Origin of the sequence: Pseudomonas sp. Je.1.5.c (assembly GCF_051129895.1) — a bacterium.
Lineage (GTDB): Bacteria > Pseudomonadota > Gammaproteobacteria > Pseudomonadales > Pseudomonadaceae > Aquipseudomonas > Aquipseudomonas urmiensis.
In genome coordinates, this window is the sequence record NZ_JBCPSP010000065.1 from 1 (window position 1) to 20,323 (window position 20,323).

The 20,323-nt window shown below is 60.9% G+C and carries 8 protein-coding genes and 2 rRNA genes; 4 read left to right on the forward strand and 6 right to left on the reverse strand.

What is annotated here, in order from left to right:
- Together rrf (AAZU54_RS25980) and rrf (AAZU54_RS25985) are read left to right on the forward strand one after the other, a co-directional pair.
- Positions 1–77, forward strand: a 5S ribosomal RNA gene (gene rrf / locus AAZU54_RS25980); the annotation flags it as partial.
- Between the two features lie 107 nt (positions 78–184).
- Positions 185–300 (forward strand): 5S ribosomal RNA (gene rrf, locus AAZU54_RS25985).
- A gap of 188 nt (positions 301–488) precedes the next feature.
- Here rrf (AAZU54_RS25985) and AAZU54_RS25990 read toward each other — a convergent pair.
- The 4 genes from AAZU54_RS25990 to AAZU54_RS26005 all read right to left on the reverse strand — a co-directional run bounded on the left by AAZU54_RS25990 (position 489) and on the right by AAZU54_RS26005 (position 5,336).
- Positions 489–2,906, reverse strand: a complete 2,418-nt coding sequence (locus AAZU54_RS25990) for a TonB-dependent siderophore receptor (RefSeq protein ID WP_434727842.1) — start codon at positions 2,904–2,906, stop codon at positions 489–491.
- A 170-nt stretch (positions 2,907–3,076) separates the two neighbouring features.
- Positions 3,077–4,045 (reverse strand): FecR domain-containing protein, encoded by a 969-nt coding sequence (locus AAZU54_RS25995; RefSeq protein ID WP_434727838.1) that lies wholly within the window; start codon positions 4,043–4,045, stop codon positions 3,077–3,079.
- 4 nt (positions 4,046–4,049) lie between these two features.
- Positions 4,050–4,553, reverse strand: a complete 504-nt coding sequence (locus AAZU54_RS26000) for a sigma-70 family RNA polymerase sigma factor (protein ID WP_186557763.1) — start codon at positions 4,551–4,553, stop codon at positions 4,050–4,052.
- 87 nt (positions 4,554–4,640) lie between these two features.
- Complete coding sequence (locus AAZU54_RS26005; RefSeq protein WP_186557762.1) at positions 4,641–5,336, reverse strand: GntR family transcriptional regulator; 696 nt, start codon at positions 5,334–5,336, stop codon at positions 4,641–4,643.
- A 204-nt stretch (positions 5,337–5,540) separates the two neighbouring features.
- Here AAZU54_RS26005 and lapG point away from each other — a divergent pair, with 204 nt between their 5' ends.
- Positions 5,541–6,302 carry a cysteine protease LapG gene (gene lapG, locus AAZU54_RS26010; protein ID WP_434727839.1) on the forward strand — a complete coding sequence of 254 codons (762 nt, stop codon included), beginning with the start codon at positions 5,541–5,543 and terminating at the stop codon, positions 6,300–6,302.
- Positions 6,303–6,312: 10 nt separating this feature from the next.
- A complete protein-coding gene (gene lapD, locus AAZU54_RS26015; protein ID WP_434727840.1) occupies positions 6,313–8,259 on the forward strand; it encodes a cyclic di-GMP receptor LapD in 1,947 nt (648 codons plus the stop codon).
- A 113-nt stretch (positions 8,260–8,372) separates the two neighbouring features.
- On the opposite strand, the gene AAZU54_RS26020 is transcribed toward lapD, so the two are convergent.
- Complete coding sequence (locus AAZU54_RS26020) at positions 8,373–8,714, reverse strand: tryptophan synthase subunit beta (protein WP_186557767.1); 342 nt, start codon at positions 8,712–8,714, stop codon at positions 8,373–8,375.
- Positions 8,715–8,798: 84 nt separating this feature from the next.
- Positions 8,799–20,321, reverse strand: a complete 11,523-nt coding sequence (locus tag AAZU54_RS26025) for an immunoglobulin-like domain-containing protein (protein WP_434727841.1) — start codon at positions 20,319–20,321, stop codon at positions 8,799–8,801.
- Positions 20,322–20,323: the final 2 nt, after the last annotated feature.

Consider the following 20,323-nt stretch of genomic DNA (forward strand, 5'->3'; position numbering starts at 1 on the left):
CCGAACTCAGTAGTGAAACGATGCATCGCCGATGGTAGTGTGGGGTTTCCCCATGTGAGAGTAGGTCATCGTCAAGATTCATTTCGCAAAACCCCTATCTGCGCGAGCAGGTAGGGGTTTTGTCTTTAAGTAGAAACTCAAGATTCGCTGGAACGTCCATTTGACGGGTCGGCATACAGAATTTCTTGACGACCATAGAGCATTGGAACCACCTGATCCCATCCCGAACTCAGCAGTGAAACGATGCATCGCCGATGGTAGTGTGGGGTTTCCCCATGTGAGAGTAGGTCATCGTCAAGATTCATTTCGCAAAACCCCTATCTGCGTGAGCAGGTAGGGGTTTTGTCTTTTCTATGCCTGGTTAATATCTGCGGCTACTGTGGTGCTTGAACTATTAGTGGGGCTGCTGCGCGGCCCCACTAATGACAGCCCAAAAAAAGGCCCGCCCCTGGAACCAGGGGCGGGCCTTTTACATTCAATCAAACCACTCAGAACTGATAGCTAACCGTAGCGCTCACATTCCGCTCTTCACCCATGTAGCAGTAGCTCAAGCTGGCACACGATGCGATATAGCTCTCATTGGTCAGGTTATTGGCATTGAGCCGTAGATCGACTCCCTTGAGCCCCACCTTGCCCAGATCGTAGCCGATCGATGCATCGAACAGCGTGTAGGAGGGCACCTTCATGCTGTTTTCCGAGTCCACCCAGCTGTACCCCACATAGCGCAAGCCGCCACCCAAGCGCAGGCCATCCAGTGCGCCCTGGCGGAAGTTGTAATCGGCCCACAGGGAGATCATCTGCTTCGGTGCTTGGGTTGGCGAATTGCCTTTGTTATCCAGGGTCGGCGTTACCACGCTCGGCATCGACTTGGCGTACTCGATGTCGGTGAAGGTATAGCCACCCAGCAGTTTCAGGTTATCGGTCACCTGCACATGAGCCTCAAGCTCAAGGCCTTGCGAGCGCACCTCACCCACCGCCCGGTAGAACTCCTCGTTCGGTTGTTTGGATGCGAGGTTCTCCTGCTCGATACGGAACACCGAAGCAGTGAACAGGTTGTCAGTACCGGGCGGCTGGTACTTGATGCCCGCTTCCCACTGGGTGCCCTCGGTGGGCGCGAGCGGACGGCCATCCTGATCGGAGACGGTGTTGGGGTTGAACGACTCGGAATAGCTCAGGTAAGGCGCAATACCGTTGTCGAACAGATAGAGCACGCCCGCACGGGTGGTGAACTTGGTGCGGTTATCGCTGACCCGAGTATCGCTGTCACGATTCTCCTCAGATACCTTCACCCAGTCCTGGCGCAGCCCCAGGGAGAAGCGCCACTGGTCGAGCTCGACTAGATCCTGCAGGTAAACACCTGTCTGTTGCAGACGGCGCAGGTAGTTGCTTTCACCGAGCACCTGGATATTGCCATTGCCGTATTGCGGGTTACCCGCATCCAGGCTATCGACCGTGCCATAGCGCCAGGACACATCGGCCTTGCGTCGCTGATAGTCGGTGCCTAGCAAGAGCGTGTGCTTGGCGGAACCGGTGAAGAATTCAGCCTGCAGCATGTTGTCGATGATGAACGAATGCAGACGCTCGTCGCCGCCGGTGTAGGCGCGGTTCATCACGTTACGCCCAGGCACGCTCGCGTCCCAGCCAGCGAAGTAGACTTGGTCCATCGACACATCAGAATCCTGATAGCGGAAGTTCTGCCGCGCGGTGAACACGTCATTGAAGCGATGCTCCAGCTGGTAACTGAACGACTGTTGGGTGCGTTCGTAGTTGTCGCTGAGCTCACCTTCGAAAAAGTGATCGGACAGACGCTGGCCGTTACGCGGATGTAAGGCCCCATCAGAGGGCAGGGCACCGTGGTAGCCGCCGTTGGGGTCTTTCTGTAGATAAGCCTGCAAGGTCAACGAGGTATCTTCGCTGAAGTCGATGCTGACTGCCGGGGCGATCGCGTAGCGCTCTTCCTTGTTGTGATCGAACTGGGTGTCGGATGAGTCCGCAATGCCTGTCAGGCGATAGGCGATGCGCTTGTCATCATCCAGCGGCCCGCTGAAGTCGAATCCCATCCCCCGTTGGCCTTGGGTGCCGACTGTTGCCTGGATCTGGTGATACGGATCGAACATCGGCTTCTTGGTGGTCAACGCCACCAGGCCGCCCGGCGAGCTGCGCCCGTACAGTACCGACGAGGGGCCCTTGAGGATGTCGATGCGCTCCAGGAAGTATGGGTCCACCTGCATGGTGCTGTAGGTGCCGTTGTCGCCCATGGACTTCAAGCCATCGACGTAGATGTTGTCCACCGAGCCATCGTTGAAGCCGCGCATGGCCACGTAGTCATAGCGATGGGTAGCGCCATAGGGGTTGGTCAGCACCCCTGGGGTATAGCGCATGGCCTGGGCTACGGTCTGCGAACCCTGGTCCTCCATCTGCTGACGGGTGACCACCGAGACCGACTGGGTGGTCTCCAGGATCGGCGTACTGGTCTTGGTCGCGATCTGGCTGTGGGTAGCGTTGTAGCCGTCCATGCTGCCCAGCGCGTTCCCCAAGGCAAAACCGCGAACGTCCGTGTCCGGCAGAGACAATGCCGCCTCCTCAGGCTGCGCCCGCAGCACATAACTGCTGCCGTCCTGGCTGACGGCCTCAAGGCCCGTGCCATTAAGCAGCTGACGCAGTGCCTGGTCAGTCGAGTAATGCCCTTGCAGGCCTGGAGATTGTCGATCACTTGTAAGCTGCGGGGTGCTCGACAAGGTAATGCCGGCCTGGCGCGCAAACTGGTTGAGCACATCGTTGAGATTGCCAGCAGGGATCGTGAATTGCTGGGTAGCAGTGTTGGCCTGGGCAGCCAAAGCCAGTGGCGCTATAGCGCTCATGCCAAGGGCCGTACCGAACAGCGCGGCGCGTACAGCCTTGCGCAGGCGGGCGGAATTCAAGACAGGTCGAAAATCATTCTCGTTGGTGACGCGTTGCGAGGGCAGGGCGGTCGGCATGGACAGGTCCGTCGAATCGTTAAGGGCAGAGGGAGTTACTTACTGTCCTAGCCGGACCGGCGCAGGGTTCCCGCCAAAAAATCTTGCAGAGCTCAATCTCAGCTCATGCGTTCCAGGCGTACCCACCAGCGCGTACGCTGGCGCAGAATGACCGGCAGGGTCTGCGGCAGCAGTTGCAGCAGCTTGTCGGTATCTTCCAGGCGGAACACACCCGATAGGCGCAAGTCAGCGATCTCGTCGCTGCAACCCAGATAGCCATGGCGATAGCGCGCCACCTCTGCGAGGAAATCCGCCAGGCGCATGTCCCGCGTGACGATCAAGCCTTCCACCCAGGCGCCGGCATCCATGTCCTGGTACTCCAACAGACGTGCACCTTGGCCATCGAGTCGCCAATTCTGGCCGCTGCTCATCCATTGCAGCGCGCCATTGCCTGGGCGATGAATGGCTACCTTGCCTTGGCTGACGCTAACCCGCGTGCAATCGCTGTCCTGACGCACCACGAAGCGCCCCTCGAAGCCTTCCAGCAGGGTCTCGTGGGTCTGAACCAGCAGCGGCCTGTCCTGGCCCTGGGTAGCGCTGCAGGTGAGCATCAGCTCGCCGTGCTTGAGACGAATGAGCCGCTGTCGATCGTCAAAGGTCAGGTCCGCCGCGCTTTGAGTATTGAGCTGCAACAGCGAGCCGTCTGGCAGAGCAAAGGTACGTCGCTCGCCAGTAGCGGTGGCGTAGTCCGAAGTCCAATTGTGGAGGACCTGACGATCCTTGCCCAACCAGGCTGCCGAACCTACCAGAGCAACGCCGGTGAGTAGCTTGAGTGCCTGTCGACGGTGCAAGCGACGTTCGCTGGTCTCTAGGGTCTGCAAAGCCACCCCTGCGCCAGGGATGGCGCGCAGGTTCAACTCTTGATGCAGATCGAGCACCCGCTGCCAGGCCAATTCATGCTCATGATGCTCGCTGCGCCATTGTTCGCATTGCAGTTGCAGGCGCGCATTGTGGCCGCTCTCGCGCAGCTTGAGCATCCAGTGGATGGCCTGCTTGACCACCTTGGGCGGCAGGGGGGCAACGCTCATTGCTTCAGCACTCGTCTTCGTAGCGCAGCAGGTAGCAATGGTAGAGGGCATCGGCAATGTAACGCTCTGCCGAGCGTAGCGAGATGCCCATCTGCTCGGCGATCGCCTTGTGGCTCAAACCCTCGCACTGGGCCAGCAGGAAAGCGCGGCGCACCTTGGGCTTGAGCCCATCGAGCATGCGCGCAATGCGCTCGAGCAACTCCAGCAGCAGTTCGCGGGTTTCCGCCGACGGCGCATGCGCCTCGGGCAGGTGCGCGAGCGCTTCAAGGTAGGCTCGGGCCAGCTCCTGGCGTCGCCAGTGGTCAATGACCAGGCCGCGGGCGACTGTGCGCAGGAACGCCCGCGGGGTGTTCAGCTGCAATTGTTCACGGCGCTGGAGCAGGCGGACAAAGGTATCCTGCGCCAGGTCTGCTGCATCGGCAGCGTTCCCCAACTTGCTGCGCAACCAAGTTTGCAGCCAGCTGTGGTGGTCGCTGTAGAGCGTATGCACAGAATCTTGAGAAGACATGGAAGGGCGCCGCGAACATTAAGTCATTAATGATAATTAGTCTCATTGTTCGCGGGCGGGCAAAATTTTGCAACTACTCGGCGGTGCTTACATCGACAGGCGCTGACTATCCAGATACTTGCGAATAGCCCGCGCACCGTTGTTCAAGTGCTCTTCCAGCACGTTGACGGCCTCGTCCACCCGTTTGTCGCTGGCGGCATTCACCAACGCATTGTGATCGTCCTGAGTCAGCTTACCCAGCCCCATCGATGACAGGTGGAAGCGCAAGAAACGCTCCTCTTCATTGAGCTCGATCTCGATCATGCGCAGCAGTTTCTGGTTGTGCGCCTTGCTGTACAGCGTCATGTGGAACAAGCGGTTGAGGCGACCGATCTCGGCATGTCGGGTTTCGCTCTCCAGCTCCTGGATATAGCCCCGTGCGCGGGCGATGTCATCGGCCTCGAGCAGCGGGATCGACTGGCGCAGCGCCTCGGACTCAAGCAGCACCCGCAACGCGTAGGTGTCCACCGCATCTTCACCGATCAGCGGGGCAACCACGGCGCCCTTGTGCATGACCACCTGCAACAACGACTGTGCTTCGAGCTGGCGCAAGGCCTCGCGCACGGGCATGCGACTCACGCCAAACAAGCCCGCGATCTCTTGTTGACGCAAGGCGGTACCTGGCGGCAGGCGGCCATCGACGATAGCGCTGCGCAGGCGTTCTTCGATCACGCTACGAGCAAGGTGCGCCGGCACCTGCTCACTGCCAATCACGCTGGAAAGCAGTCTGATTTTCTCAGCCACTGGAAGTCTGCCTCGACAATTTGCTGATTGGATCCAATAAACGTAGAGAGTCGCTCAAGAGGTGTCAAACCCTAGCGATGGCAGGCTTCCAAGCCTTTGCACGGAATCTGTCTATGGTGAATGAAGTCCCTGTGAAGGGGAAGCTGATGAGCGCTTCGGCGCAAGGTAAATAGCGCCCGTGAATAGAGCGGCGGTGATTGTAAGGTGCCATTGTCTTTTGCCAAACCAGGCCCCACCATCGCGGTTTTCGATGGCTTTGAACAGGTCTTCCCTGTGGCGATTGCCGGGATACTAAAAAGCTGGATACGCCCGTTCAGCCTCGCCATTGTGCTGGGCTGCCTGCTGCTGGGCGGCCTACGAGCAGATTGGGACTTTTCCCAGATCAGCCAGCGCGCGCAGGCGCTGTATGGGCCCCTGGGCCCCGGCAAGGACCGCATCGATGCCTGGCAGCGGTTGTTGGCCAGCCACCAGCAGGGCAGCGAACTGGAGCGCTTGCAGGAGGTCAACCAGTTCTTCAACCAGCAATTGCGTTATGTCGAAGATGTCGACCTGTGGCGCGAGGTCGATTATTGGGCCACGCCCATCCAGTCCTTGATCAAGGGCGCAGGCGACTGCGAGGACTACGCCATCGCCAAGTACTTCAGCCTGCGCCGCATGGGCATTGCCAGTGAGAAACTGCGCATTACCTACGTCAAAGCCTTGCGCCAGAACCGCGCGCACATGGTCCTGACCTATTATTCAAGTCCACAGGCCCAGCCGCTGGTGCTCGACAGCTTGATGGACGCCATCAAGCCGGCCAGCCAGCGTAGCGACCTGTTACCGGTTTACGCCTTCAACGGTGAAGGCCTGTGGCTGACCGGCGCTGCCGGCAACAAAAAGGTCGGGGATACCAAGCGTTTGTCGCGCTGGCAGGATCTGTTGAAAAAAATGCGTGCCGAAGGATTCCCGGCCGAACCGGTTTACTGAAGGAGCACAGATGTCATTGTTCAAACAATTGCTGCTTGCCATTTGCCTGTTCCTGGTCGTTGCCTTCAGCGGCAGCTTCATGGTCAGCCTGGAAAGCTCACGCAGCCAATACGTGAATCAATTGCGCTCCCATGCTCAGGATGCAGCGACGGCACTGGCGTTGTCGCTGACACCGAACATCGATGATCCGGCAATGGTCGAGCTGATGGTCAGCTCGATTTTCGACAGTGGTTACTATTCGAGCATCAAGGTGGTCGAGCTGGGCAGCAATGCCGTGCTGGTCGAGCGTCATGCCGAACCTGACAGCGCTGGCGTACCGGCCTGGTTCGTGCGCCTGATTGGCCTACAGGCGGCCGGTGGCGATGCGATCGTCAGCCGCGGCTGGCAGCAGGCGGCGCGTGTGGAAGTGATCAGCCACCCAATGTTTGCCTTGGCCAAACTCTGGCAAAGCGCGCTGGGTAGCCTTGGCTGGCTGCTGCTCTGCGGAGCACTCAGTGCGGTACTCGGGGCTCTGCTGTTGCGTCGCCAACTGCGGCCGTTGGACTACATGGTTGCGCAGTCGCATGCCATCGCCCGCCGCGAGTTCCTCAGCCAGCCTGAATTACCGCGCACCCCAGAGCTGCGCCGGGTTGTACAGGCGATGAACCAGATGGTCGAAAAACTCAAGGCGTTGTTCGCCGAACAGGCCGAACGCAGCGAGCGGCTGCGCGCCGAGTCGTATCAGGACAGCCTCACCGGATTGGCCAATCGGCGTTACTTCGAAATGCAATTGGCCGCCCAGGTAAGCAATCGGGAGGAGGCGCGCGCGGGCTACCTGCTGCTTCTGCGGGTGAGCGATCTCACCGGTCTCAATGCCCGGCTGGGTGGCCAGCGCACCGACCAACTGCTGCAGGCAGTCGCGGAGCAGTTGCGCCGCACGTGTGCCTATTACCCGCAGACCAACGACTTGATCACCCGCAGCCGCGGCGGCGAGTTTGCCGTGCTGGCGCCGGGTATGGTGCATGAGGAGGCCGTTCAATTGGCGCAGGGGTTGGAGGCTACCTTGCGCAGCCTGCACGAGACTGGCGCCAGCGATGTCGATCAGGTCGCGTGCATTGGTCTAGCGCCCTATAGCCCAGGCGATTCGCCACAGGCACTGTTGAAGCTGGCTGATGAGGCGTTGGCGCGTGCCGAGAGCCAGTCACAGCCGGGCTGGGTATGTCTGGAGCAAGGTGTTGCTACGCAAACTGCCAATGGCCATCAGCAATGGCATGCCCGCCTTGAGCAGGCCCTGGCCAACGGGCAGTTCGAGTTGTTCTTCCAGCCGGTGGTGGACAGCCAGGCCCCACAGCGGATCCTTCATTACAAGGTTGTCTCACGGCTTTATGACGAGCACGGCGAGGCGCTTGCCGCCGGGCGTTTTCTGCCCTGGTTGGAACGTTTTGGCTGGATGGCGCAGCTGGATCTACTGGTGCTGGAGAGGGTGCTCAAGCACCTGCAAGGGCATCGTGAGTCGCTGGCGCTGAACGTGTCAGCGGCGACCTTGGCCGATCCCAAGGCCCTGCAGCGTGTGTTCGATCTGTTAGGCCAACACCGCGCCATGGGGCCGCGCTTGACCTTCGAGATCGGCGAGGAGCAACTGCCCGAACAGCCGTTGCTCGAGCAACTGACCCGGCGTTTGCACGCCCTGGGTTTTGGCTTGGGCCTACAGCGATTTGGTGGGCGCTTCAGCCTGATCGGCAATCTGGCCCACCTGGGGCTGGCCTACCTGAAGATCGATGGTGGCTACATCCGCAACATCGACCAAGAACAGCACAAGCGCTTGTTTATCGAAGCCGTGCAGCGGGCGGCGCATAGTATCGATCTGCCGCTGATCGCCGAGCGGGTCGAGACTGCAGGCGAGTTGCGGGTACTCCGCGAGATGGGCGTCCAAGGCATTCAGGGGCAGTTGGTCGGAGAGCCAGCGCCCTGGCGTTGAGCGCTGGGGTGTCTAGGTTGGCCTTATCGCGGGGCAAGCCCGCTCCCACGGGCAGCGTAGGAGCGGGCTTGCCCCGCGATAGCGTCAGCACAGGCGACACGTTTGCGCGCGGATCAGATCAACCCACCCCCCTCATCCTCCTCGATCAGGTTATTCAGGCTGCCCAGAGCCTTCCGCGCCGTTGAACGGTTGAGCAGCTTGGACTGCGCACCCACCGGAAGATCGGTGATGCTGATCACCCCCTTGCTGGTGAGCACCTCGATCAAGTCCTCGAGCACCCGGATCATGTCCAGATCGCTCTGTTTGAGCTGCTTGAGGCTGTTCTCCACGAGATCGTCAGCAAACCACTCCTGAATTTCGGCATGGTCGGCCGGAAGCATTTCCGTGTAGTGCTCGAACGGGGCCGCTTCTACCCGCAGCAACTGGCCTTCGATGTCGCGTTGCACGTAGAACATGGAGTCCTCCCACAGCATGGTGATCCCTTCTGATTAACAAGCAGCATAGGCAATGTTCTGCGCCAGTGATTCGCTGCCAGCCCATCAGCTGTTCGAGTTGTCGATCTTGATCGTCGGGTCGGCCCCGCTGATCAACGAATTGATCGTGGTATTCGACCAGTTGACCCCCTCCAGCTTGATCGACACATCGACGTTGGCCAGCCCGCCTGCCGCATTCAATTTCCCTTCGGTACTGATCTGCAGAGTCGATTCGCCGCCCACCGTAGTGATCTTCAGGTAGTTGTCGATGGTCGTGCCACGCTCGGCCTGGAGCAGGTCGCTCAAGTCCAGGCGGTCTCCTTCGGCGGGCTTGAAGTCCTTGATCACGTCGTTGCCGAGGTCGCCGGCCTTCCACACGAAGGTATCGGCCCCGGCGCCACCGCTGAGGATATCGTTACCCTTGCCGCCGATCAGCGTGTCTTTACCGGCGCCGCCGAACAGCACGTCATTGCCTTCACCACCGAGCAAGGTGTCATTGCCGGTGCCGCCAAGGAGGATGTCGTTGCCCTTGCCACCATCGATGTAGTCGTTACCGCCCTGACCGAAGATGATGTCGTTGCCGGCTCCGCCCATCAGGGTGTCGGCACCGTCATTGGCCCGCGAGATATCGAACTCGGTGTAATGCTCGGTGACGTACTGGTGCATCAGCCGTGCATCGACGTCGCCGGCATCCACCCCCAGCTTGGTCGCGACAAACGCCTGGATCGCCTCGACCCCGGTGCCGGGAATCGAATCGAATGTCACCAGGTCGCCGAAGATGATGTCGTGACCATCGCCGCCGTCGACTTTATCGGCTCCAGGTTGGGTGACTTCGGTATGGCCGAGGATGGCTTCGGCCAACTTGCTCGGGTCGATGTTGGTCTGCGGCGTCTTGTCCGAATCGTACGGCTTGAGGTCATCCTTGTTGATTTCGCTGTTCAGACCGATGGCTTCGACCGACGACAGCGCCGAGAGAATCAGGAAACTCGCCGTCGAGTTGTTCAGGGTGGCGTCGCTGCTCGAATTGCCGGTACCGGCGCGGTTGGACAACTCGTAGCCGCCGTTACCTTCGGCACGGATCATGCCGGTGGTCACGGTGTTCCACTTGTAGCTCCAGGTGAAAATGTCGAAGCTGCCGCGGGTCTGTGCAGTCAGGTTGCCGCTGCTGTCGATCGACACCCGGTTGGTGGTGTCGAGCTGATAGTTGGTGACGGTATCACCAGCTTTGTAGTTGATGGTGGTGAGGAAGGTGTCGAGCTTGACGCTGCTGTTGGCCAGGTTCGGGTTGGCCTGCTCGCCGCTCTGATAGTAGGTTGGCTGGCCGTCAGTGATGAAGAAGGTCTGGTTGCTGCCGGTATTGCCGGCATCCTTGAGGTTCTGGAACCAGTTGGCCGTGGTCTTGAAGGCGTCTTCGTAGTTGGTGCCGCCGTCGGAGCTGAGGGTCTTCAGAGCGTCGAGCAAGGTCTGCAGCCCGGCGTCGTTGAGTTTGACCGCCACGGTACTCTTGACCTGGGTGGCGAAGTCGACCAACAGCACGTTGACCGTACCGGACTGCGCACCCTTGACGCTGGCCGCCAGCGTCTTGAACACCGACTCCATGGATTTTTTCGCCGCATCGACGCCGGCTGAACCCATGCTGCCGGAGGTGTCGACGATGAAGGCGATGTTGTAGTCCTTGCCGGCGACCACGTGCAGGCCGGTCACGTCGGCCACCACCAGGTCGTTGTTGACGGTGCCGCTCACGGTATCGTTGTCGCTACCCAGGTTGCTGGTGGTATAGGTCTGCGGATAGACCGTGACCTTGAGTGTGCCTTCGTTAGTCGCCGTGCTGCCGCCGACGGTTTCCGTCGAGGTCGAGCTGACCTTCACGTCGAACTGGCCGTAGTAATAGGCCGGTGGCTTGATCGCCAGGCTGCCTAGGTTCCAGCCGCTGACATCGACCGCCGTAGCGCCCACGGTAAGGCTGTGGCCGGCGTTGTCGCTGAGCACCGAGCCTGCCGGAATTCCGCTGAGCTTGACGGTGAGGGTCTCCGAACCGTCGGTGTCGATCAGGTTCGAGCTGATACCGACCAGCTTGACGCTGCCGTTCTCCGGCCCTTCGTTGAGCTTGAAACCGTCGTAGTAGCCCTGGCCGTTGCTGCCATGCAGGTCGGAAACGCTGACCCCGGCGTTCTCCAGTGCGGTGATGTTGGGGTACATCGGCAGGGTGGTGCTGTTGAGGTCGCCCACCGCCCCACTGCCCACCTTGACGTTGACGTCGTAGCTGCCCGGGCCGGACTGGTTGGCATGGTAGATCTCCAGCGTGTAATAACCGCTGACGCTTGGCGTGTAACTACCGGCCACGGTACCGCCGGCGCCCCAGGTGGCGGTGACCACGTTCTTGCCGCCGATGGCCACCAGCAGGCTGTCGTCGGCGCTGCCGCTGAAGGTGTAGGTCTTGCCGGCTTCTAGGTAGATCAGGCCGGAGGTCTTCGAGCCGGAGCCGCCAGCCACGCTAGCGTCGGACTGCACGTTGGTGGTGGTCTGGCTACTGCTGGCGTTGCCTGAGTTGGCGAACACGGTTTTCAGCGCATCGCCGGTGATGCCATTGCCGTTGGTCCCTAGGCCAGTCAGGCTGGTCCAGGTCTCTTTGGTCAGGCCCAGCGAGTTGACGGTGTTGTTGCCGATGTTCAAATCCGGTTTGTCGGCCATCGGCGTGATGTCCACCTTCAAGGTGGTTTCGCTGCCAGGGGTGACGCCATCGGTAGGCTTGTACTTGATTTGCGCGTAGTCGGCCTGCTTGTTGCCTATCCCAGTCCCGCCATAGCCGTCGGCACCCGACTGGTTGGCCAGCGGCACGAACTTGAGCTTGCCCGCGGCGATGTCGGCCTGGCTGATGGTCTGGTTGACGCTGACGTTGACCCACGCCGTGCCGTTGTTGAACTTCAGGCTGCCCAGGTCAGGCAGCTTGGTGATGGTCACGCCCAGGCTCGACAGGCTGCTGTCGACATCGCTGACGTTGAAGTTGCTCCAGCTCAGCACCAACTCGGTGTCCTCGGTACCGCTGGCGGCGCCACCCGTGGATACCGGCGCGTCATTGACCGCCACCACGTTGACTGTGGTGGTCGCGGTGTTGGAGGTGTTGACCCCATCGGTCACCGTTATCGTAATCACCCGTGGCGTGGTGCTTGGGTCCTCGCTGGTATTGCTGAAGGTGATGTTCTTGATCGCCTGCATGTAGTCAGCCAACGTCGCGTTGCCGCTCAGGCTCAGCACCACCTTGCCGTCGCTGATGGCGGTGGTGACAGTGATGCCGTTGACACTGCTGCCCAGGTTGAGCACATCTCCTGGCTGGCGGTTGCCCAGGGTGACGGTGGCGCCAGTGAGCTGATTGCTGTCGAAATCGGTAATCGAGACATCCAGGTCACCAATCGAGACACCACTCTGGTTCTCGGTATAGCTGGTCTGGAAGTCGGCGCCGGTCTTGCCGCTGGAGTCATTGCCGTCCAGGTCCAGCACGGGCGCTGGCTCGTAGATCTGGGTGGTGACGCTGCCGGCACCGGCGTTGACCACCAGGCCTTCGAAGTTGCCGCCGGTGGCCGAATCGATCTTCACCGTGAACTGCTCGGTGCCCTCGCTGACGTTGTCCTGAAGGGTCGGGATGCTGAAGGTGGCCTGGGTGCTGCCTGCCTTGATCACCGCCGTGGCGACGCCTGTGTAATCGGTGCCGTTGCTGGCAGTGCCCGAGTAACTCAGCTTGACCGTGACATCGGTTTGCGCGGCATTGCTCAGGGTCAGGGTATAGGTGGCGCTGCTGCCTTCAGCCACTGCGGCGGTACCACTGATGCCCAGCGTGGTGGTGCTGATCGTGTCGGTGACCGCGGTGACCGCCGGGGTGCTGACCACCGCGAGGTTCTCGAAGTTACCGCCGCTGGCGCCAGTGATGCGGGTGCTGATGGTGGTAGCGTCGACATAGGCGTCATCCGCTGGCGCGGCCACGGTGACACTGCCAGTTGTCTGGTTGGCGCCGATGGTGATGGTCTGGCCGTTGCTCAGGGTGACCGTGACCGGAGTACCGGCAGGGTTGGTCAGGGTTGCGGTGTAGACGATGCTGCCGCCTTCGGCGACGGTCGGGGTGGCGCTGAGGGTGACTGTGGTGGTGTCCGGCAGATCGGTCACGCTGGTGTTGACTGGCGTCTTGTTGGCCACCAGGTTCTCGTAGTTGCCGCCGCTGACGTTGGTAATGCTGTTGCTCACCGGAGCATGGCCCTGGTAGACGTCGTTGCTCACTGGAGTGCTGACAGTCCCCGAGCTTTGTCCTACGGCAATGGTAATGGTCTGACCGTTGGCCAGGCTCACCACGACCGGCGTACCGGTCACCGGGGCAGTAACGCTGGCGGTGTAGATGATATTGCCCGTCTCGACGACCGAGGCGGTGGCGGTCAAGGAGACGGTCGAGGTGTCGACCGTGTCGCTGACGTTGGTCACTGCAGCAGTGCCGTTGACCGCGAGGTTCTCGAAGTTGCCGCCCGAGGCATTGGTAATCCGCGCGCTGACCGAGCCGGCATCGATGTAAGGGTCGTCCGCTGGCGCGGCGACCGTTACGCTGCCGGAAGTCTGGTTGGCGGCGATAGTGATGGTCTGGCCGTTGCTTAGGGTCACCGTGACCGCTGTGCCGGCTGGGTTGGTCAGGGTCGCGGTGTAAACGATGCTGCCACCCTCGGCCACGGATGGCGTGGCCGACAGCGAGACGGTGGTGGTGTCTTGTGAGTCGGTCACGCTGGTGCTGACCTGGGCCGGATTGCCGACCAGGCTCTCGAAGTTGCCACCGCTGACATTGGTGATGCTGTTGGTGACCGGGGCGTGGCCTTGATAGACGTCGTTGCTCACCGGCGTGCTGACAGTGCTGGAGCTTTGGCCAACCGGGATGGTGATGGTCTGGCCGTTGGCCAAGGTCACCACGACCGGCGTGTCGGTGACCGGCGCATTGACGCTTGCGGTGTAAAGGATACTGCCGCCCTCAGCCACCGAAGGCGTGGCCGTCAGAGACACGGTTGAGGTGTCGATGGTGTCGGTAACCTGGGTCACCACAGTTGCCCCGTTGACCGCCAGATTCTCGAAGTTACCGCCTGAAGCACCGGTGATTCGCGCGCTGACCGAGCCGGTATCGATGTAAGGATCATCCGCTGGCGCGGCGACCGTCACGCTGCCCGAAGTCTGGTTCGCGGCGATGGTGATGGTCTGGCCGTTGCTCAAGGTAACCGTCACCGGCGTGCCGGCCGAATTGGTCAGGGTCGCGGTATAAACGATGCTGCCACCCTCGGCCACGGATGGCGTGGCCGACAGCGATACAGTGGTGGTGTCCAGCAAGTCGGTGACCGACGTGCTGACCTGGGCCGGATTGCCGACCAGGCTCTCGTAGTTGCCACCGCTGACATTGGTGATGCTGTTGGTGACCGGGGCGTGGCCTTGATAGACGTCATTGCTCACCGGTGTGCTGACAGTGCTGGAACTCTGGCCGACCGGGATGGTGATGCTCTGGCCGTTGGCCAAGGTCACCACGACCGGGCTGCCGGTGACCGGCGCATTGACGCTTGCGGTGTAGATGATGCTGCCGCCTTCCGCAATCGAAGGCGTGGCAGTCAGGGTGACCGTGGTGGTGTCCTGTACATCAGTAACGCTGGTGGTAACCGGTGCCGGGTTGCCAACCAGATTCTCATAGCTGCCGCCACTTACTCCCGTGATGTTCGTGGTTACTGGTGCATGGCCTTGATAGACATCATTGCTCACCTGCGTGGTGACAGTACTGGAGCTCTGGCCAACCGGGATGGTGATGGTCTGGCCGTTGGCCAAGGTCACCACGACCGGCGTGCCGGTGACCGGTGCATTGACCGAAGCGGTGTAAACGATGCTGCCGCCCTCAGCGACCGAAGGTGTGGCGGTCAGGGTGACCGTGGTGGTGTCTTGGACATCGGTAACGCTGGTGGTAACCGGTGCCGGGTTGCCGACCAGATTCTCGTAGTTGCCGCCACTCACTCCCGTGATGTTCGTGGTGACCGCGGGATGTCCTTGATAGACGTCGTTGCTCACGGGCGTAGTGACAGTGCTGGAACTCTGGCCAACCGGGATAGTGATGGTTTGGCCATTGGCTAAGGTCACGATCACCGGACTACCGGTGACCGGCGCATTGACCGAAACGGTGTAGACGATGCTGCCGCCTTCCGCCACCGAAGGCGTGGCGGTCAGGGTGACTGTGGTGGTGTCCTGCACATCGGTGACAGTGGTAGAAACCGGCGCTGGGCTGCCAATCAGATTCTCGTAATTGCCGCCACTGACGTTGGTGATGTTCGTGGTAACTGGGGCGTGGCCTTGATAGACATCATTGCTCACTGGCGTGGTGACAGTGCTGGAGCTTTGGCCAACCGGGATGATGATGGTCTGGCCATTAGCCAAGGTTACGACGACCGGAATGCCGGTGACCGGCGCATTGACGCTTGCGGTGTAGATGATGCTGCCGCCTTCCGCCACTGAGGGCGTGGCAGTCAGGGTGACGGTGGTGGTGTCCTGGACATCGGTGACAGTGGTAGAAACCGGCGCTGGGTTGCCGACCAGATTCTCGTAATTGCCGCCACTGACGTTGGTGATGTTCGTGGTTACTGGTGCATGGCCTTGATAGACATCATTGCTCACTGGCGTGGTGACAGTGCTGGAGCTTTGGCCAACCGGGATGATGATGGTTTGGCCGTTGGCCAAGGTCACCACCACCGGCGTGCCGGTGACCGGCGCATTGACGCTTGCGGTGTAAACGATGCTACCGCCTTCCGCCACTGAAGGCGTGGCAGTGAGGGTGACCGTGGTGGTGTCCTGGACGTCGGTGACGCTTGTAGTAACCGGCGCATGATTGGCGACCAGACTCTCGTAGTTGCCTCCGCTGACATTACTGATGCTGTTGGTAACCGGGGCGTGGCCTTGATAGACGTCATTGCTAACCGGCGTGCTGACGGTACCGGAGCTTTGCCCAACGGGGATGGTAATGGTCTGGCCGTTGGCCAAGGTCACCACAACAGGTGTACCCGTTACCGGCGCTCCGACCGAGGCGGTATAGGTGATGCTGCCGCCTTCAGCCACAGTCGGGCTCGCAGTGAGCGATACGGTCGAGGTATCTACAGTATCGGTAATGTTGGTCACTGCCGGAGCATTATTGATTGCCAGATTCTCGAAGTTGCCACCCGTGGCAGTGGTGATCCGCGCGCTGACCGAACCGGCATCGATGTACGGGTCATCGCCCGGCGCAGCCACAGTTACACTGCCCGAAGTCTGGTTGGCGGCGATGGTGATGGTCTGGCCGTTGCTCAAGGTAACCGTGACCGGCGTGCCGGCCGGATTGGTCAAGGTCGCGGTATAGACAATGCTGCCACCTTCAGCGACCGAAGGCGTAGCCGTCAGGGTCACCGTAGTGGTGTCCTGTGCATCGGTAACGCTGGTGGTAACCGGTGCCGGATTACCAACCAGACTCTCGTAGTTGCCGCCGCTGACACTGGTGATGCTGTTGGTGACTGGGGCATGCCCCTGATAGACGTCGTTGGTCACCGTCGCACTGACAGTGCCAGAGCTTTGACCGATTGCAATGGTAATGCTCTGGCCGTTGGCCAGGGTCACGACCACCGGGCTGCCGGTGACCGGCGCCCCGACCGAAGCGGTGTAGACGATGCTGCCGCCTTCGGTTGCCGATGGTGTGGCAGTAAGGGTAACGGTGGTGGTGTCCTGAACATCGGTCACGGCAGTGGAGACTGACGCCGGATTCGCGACCAGGTGCTCGTAACTGCCGCCGCTGACATTGCTGATGCTATTGGTGACCGGAGCGTGCCCCTGATAGACGTCATTGCTCACTGGCGTGCTGACAGTGTTGGAGCTCTGGCCAACCGGGATGGTGATGGTTTGGCCGTTGGCCAAGGTCACCACGACCGGGCTGCCGGTAACTGGCGCTCCGACCGATGCGGTGTAGACAATGCTACCGCCCTCGGCCACTGATGGCGTCGCGGTTAGCGTGACCGTGGTGGTATCGCGAAAATCGGTCACCGTCGTGGAAACTTGTGCCGGGTTTCCGACCAGACTTTCGTAGTTGCCACCGCTGACATTGGTGATGCTGTTGGTGACCGGGGCATGGCCTTGATAGACGTCATTGGTCACAGACGTGCTGACGGTGCTGGAGCTCTGGCCAACCGGGATGGTGATGGTCTGACCGTTGGCCAAAGTGACGATGACAGGGCTACCGGTGACCGGCGCAGTCACGCTGGCGGTGTAGACAATGATGCCGCCTTCGGCCGCAGATAGCGTAGCGGTCAACGACACGGTGGAGGTATCCACGGTATCGCTGATAGTCGTTACCGCAGCAGCCCCATTGACCGCTAGATGCTCAAAGTTACCGCCCGACGCACCGGTGATCCGTGCGCTAACCGAGCCTGCATCCAGATACGGATCATCGCCGGGCGCCGCGACCGTCACGCTGCCTGAAGTCTGGTTGGCGCCGATAGTAATGGTCTGGCCGTTGCTCAGGGTAACTGTGACCGGGCTGGCGGCTGGATGGGTCAAGGTTGCGGTGTAGATGATGCTGCCACCCTCGGCCACGGAGGGTGTGGCCGACAGCGAGACAGTGGTGGTGTCCTGCGAATCAGTAATGGTCGTGGAAACAGAGCTTGGATTGCCGACCAGATTCTCGTAGTTGCCCCCACTGACGTTAGTGATGTTGTTGGTAACCGGGGCGTGGCCTTGGTAGACATCGTTGCTCACAGGCGTGCTGACAGTGCTTGAGCTCTGACCAACGGGGATGGTGATGGTCTGACCGTTGGCCAAGGTCACTACCACCGGGCTGCCGGTGACGGGCGTTCCAACCGAGGCGGTGTAGACGATGGTGCCGCCCTCGACTGCCGAAGGCGTGGCGGTGAGTGTCACTGTGGTGGTGTCCTGCACATCCGTGACGCCAGTCGTGACGGGTGCAGGGTTGGTCACCAGATTCTCATAGTTACCACCACTGACGTGGCTGATGCTGTTGGTGACCGGAGCATGGCCCTGGTAGGTGTCATTGCTGACGGGCGTGCTTACGGTGCCAGAACTTTGGCCTTCGGCAATCGTGATGGTCTGACCATTGGCCAACGTCACGACAAGGGGGCTGCCCGTTACCGGTGCGGTCACACTGGCGGTGTAGGTAATGCTGCCGCCTTCGGCGACCGATGGCGTCGCTGTCAACGACACGGTCGAGGTGTCGACGGTATCGGTGACCTGGGTCACCACCGTTGCGCCATTGACCGCGAGATTTTCAAAGTTACCGCCTGAAGCCCCCGTGATTCTTGCGCTGACCGCGCCGGCATCGATGTACGGGTCATCGCCTGGAGCTGCGACCGTCACGCTGCCTGAGGTCTGGTTGGCAGCGATGGTGATGGTTTGACCATTGCTCAGGGTGACGGTGACAGGCGTACCGGCTGGATTGGTCAGGGAGGCGGTGTAGATGATGCTGCCGCCCTCGGCGACGGATGGAGTTGCTGACAGCGAGACGGTAGTGGTGTCCTGCGAATCGGTCACGTTGGTGCTGACCTGGGCAGGGTTGCCCACCAGGTTCTCGTAATTGCCACCGCTGACATTGGTAATGCTGTTGGTGACCGGCGCATGCCCCTGGTAGACGTCATTGCTGACTGGCGTACTCACCGTTCCGGAGCTCTGGCCCACGGCGATCATGATGGTTTGGCCGTTGGCCAAGGTGACCACCACGGGGCTACCAGTGACTGGCGCGGTCACGCTGGCGGTATAGACGATGCTGCCGCCTTCGCCGACTGTCGGTGTCGCGGTGAGGGAGACGGTCGAGGTGTCGATGGTATCGCTGACCTGGGTAACCGCTGGCGTGGCAACGACCGTCAGATTCTCGAAGTTGCCACCCGACGCGTTGGTGATCCGCGCACTGACCGATCCTGCGTCGAGGTACGCATCATCCGCTGGTGCTGCGACCGTGATACTGCCGGACGTCTGGTTGGCGGCAATGGTGATGATCTGGCCATTGCTCAGGGTAACCGTCACCGGCGTGCCGGCCGGGTTGGTCAGGGTGGCGGTGTAGACGATGCTGCCACCCTCGGCGACGGCGGGCGTGGCTGAGAGGGAAACGCTGGTGGTGTCCTGTACCGATGTGACGTTGGTCACCACCGGTGCCTGGTTGGCGACCAGGTTCTCGTAGTTGCCACCGCTGACCCCAGTAATGTGGGTAATGACCGGCGCATGGCCCTGGTAGACGTCGTTGCTCACCGGCGTGCTGACCGTGCCGAAGCTTTGCCCGACGGCAATGGTTATGCTCTGGCCGTTGGCCAGAGTGACTACCAGCGGGCTGCCGGTGACCGGTGCGTTTACGCTGGCGGTGTAGACGATCGCCCCGCCTTCAGCGACTACTGGGGTCGCGCTCAGGGATACCGTCGAAGTGTTGATGGTATCGGTGACATTGGTAATCGCCGGCGCGCTATTGATCGCTAGGGACTCGAAATTACCACCCTGGGCGTTGGTGATATGAGTACTGACCGGCCCGGCATCGAGGTAGGGGTCGTCGCCTGGCGCGGCGACGGTGACACTGCCCGAGGACTGGTTGGCAGCAATGGTTATCGTCTGGCCATTGCTCAGAGTGACGGTTACCGGTGTACCGGCTGGGTTGGTCAGGGTAGCGGTGTATACGATGCTGCCGCCTTCGGTGACGGATGGCGTCGCTGACAGCGAGACGGTCGTGGTGTCTTGCGCGTCGGTCACGCTGGTGCTGACCTGGGCCGGGTTGCCGATCAGGTTCTCGTAATTGCCACCGCTGACATTGGTGATGTGGTTGGTGAGCGGAGCATGGCCCTGGTAGACATCGTTGGTCACTGGTGTGCTGACAGTGCTGGAGCTTTGGCCAACCGGGATGGTGATGGTTTGGCCGTTGGCCAAGGTCACCACGACCGGGCTGCCGGTGACCGGCGCATTGACGCTTGCGGTGTAGATGATGCTGCCACCTTCAGCGACCGAGGGTGTGGCAGTGAGGGTGACTGTGGTGTTGTCTTGGACATCGGTAACGCTGGTGGTAACCGGTGCCGGGTTGCCAACCAAATTCTCGTAGTTGCCACCGCTGACATTGCTGATGCTGTTGGTGACCGGGGCGTGGCCCTGGTAGACGTCGTTACTCACAGGCGTGGTGACAGTACTGGAGCTCTGACCAACCGGGATGGTAATGGTCTGGCCGTTGGCCAAGGTCACTACGACCGGGCTGCCGGTGACCGGCGCATTGACGCTTGCGGTGTAGATGATGCTGCCACCTTCCACCACTGAAGGTGTGGCGGTCAGCGTCACCATCGTCGTGTCCTGGACGTCGGTGACGCTTGTAGTAACCGGCGCATGATTGGCGAGCAGACTCTCGTAGTTGCCACCGCTGACGTTACTGATGCTGTTGGTGACCGGGGCGTGGCCCTGGTAGACGTCGTTGCTCACAGGCGTGCTGACGGTACTGGAACTCTGGCCAACCGGGATGGTGATGGTCTGGCCATTGGCCAAGGTCACGATCACAGGGCTACCGGTGACCGGCGCATTGACCGAAGCGGTGTAGACGATGC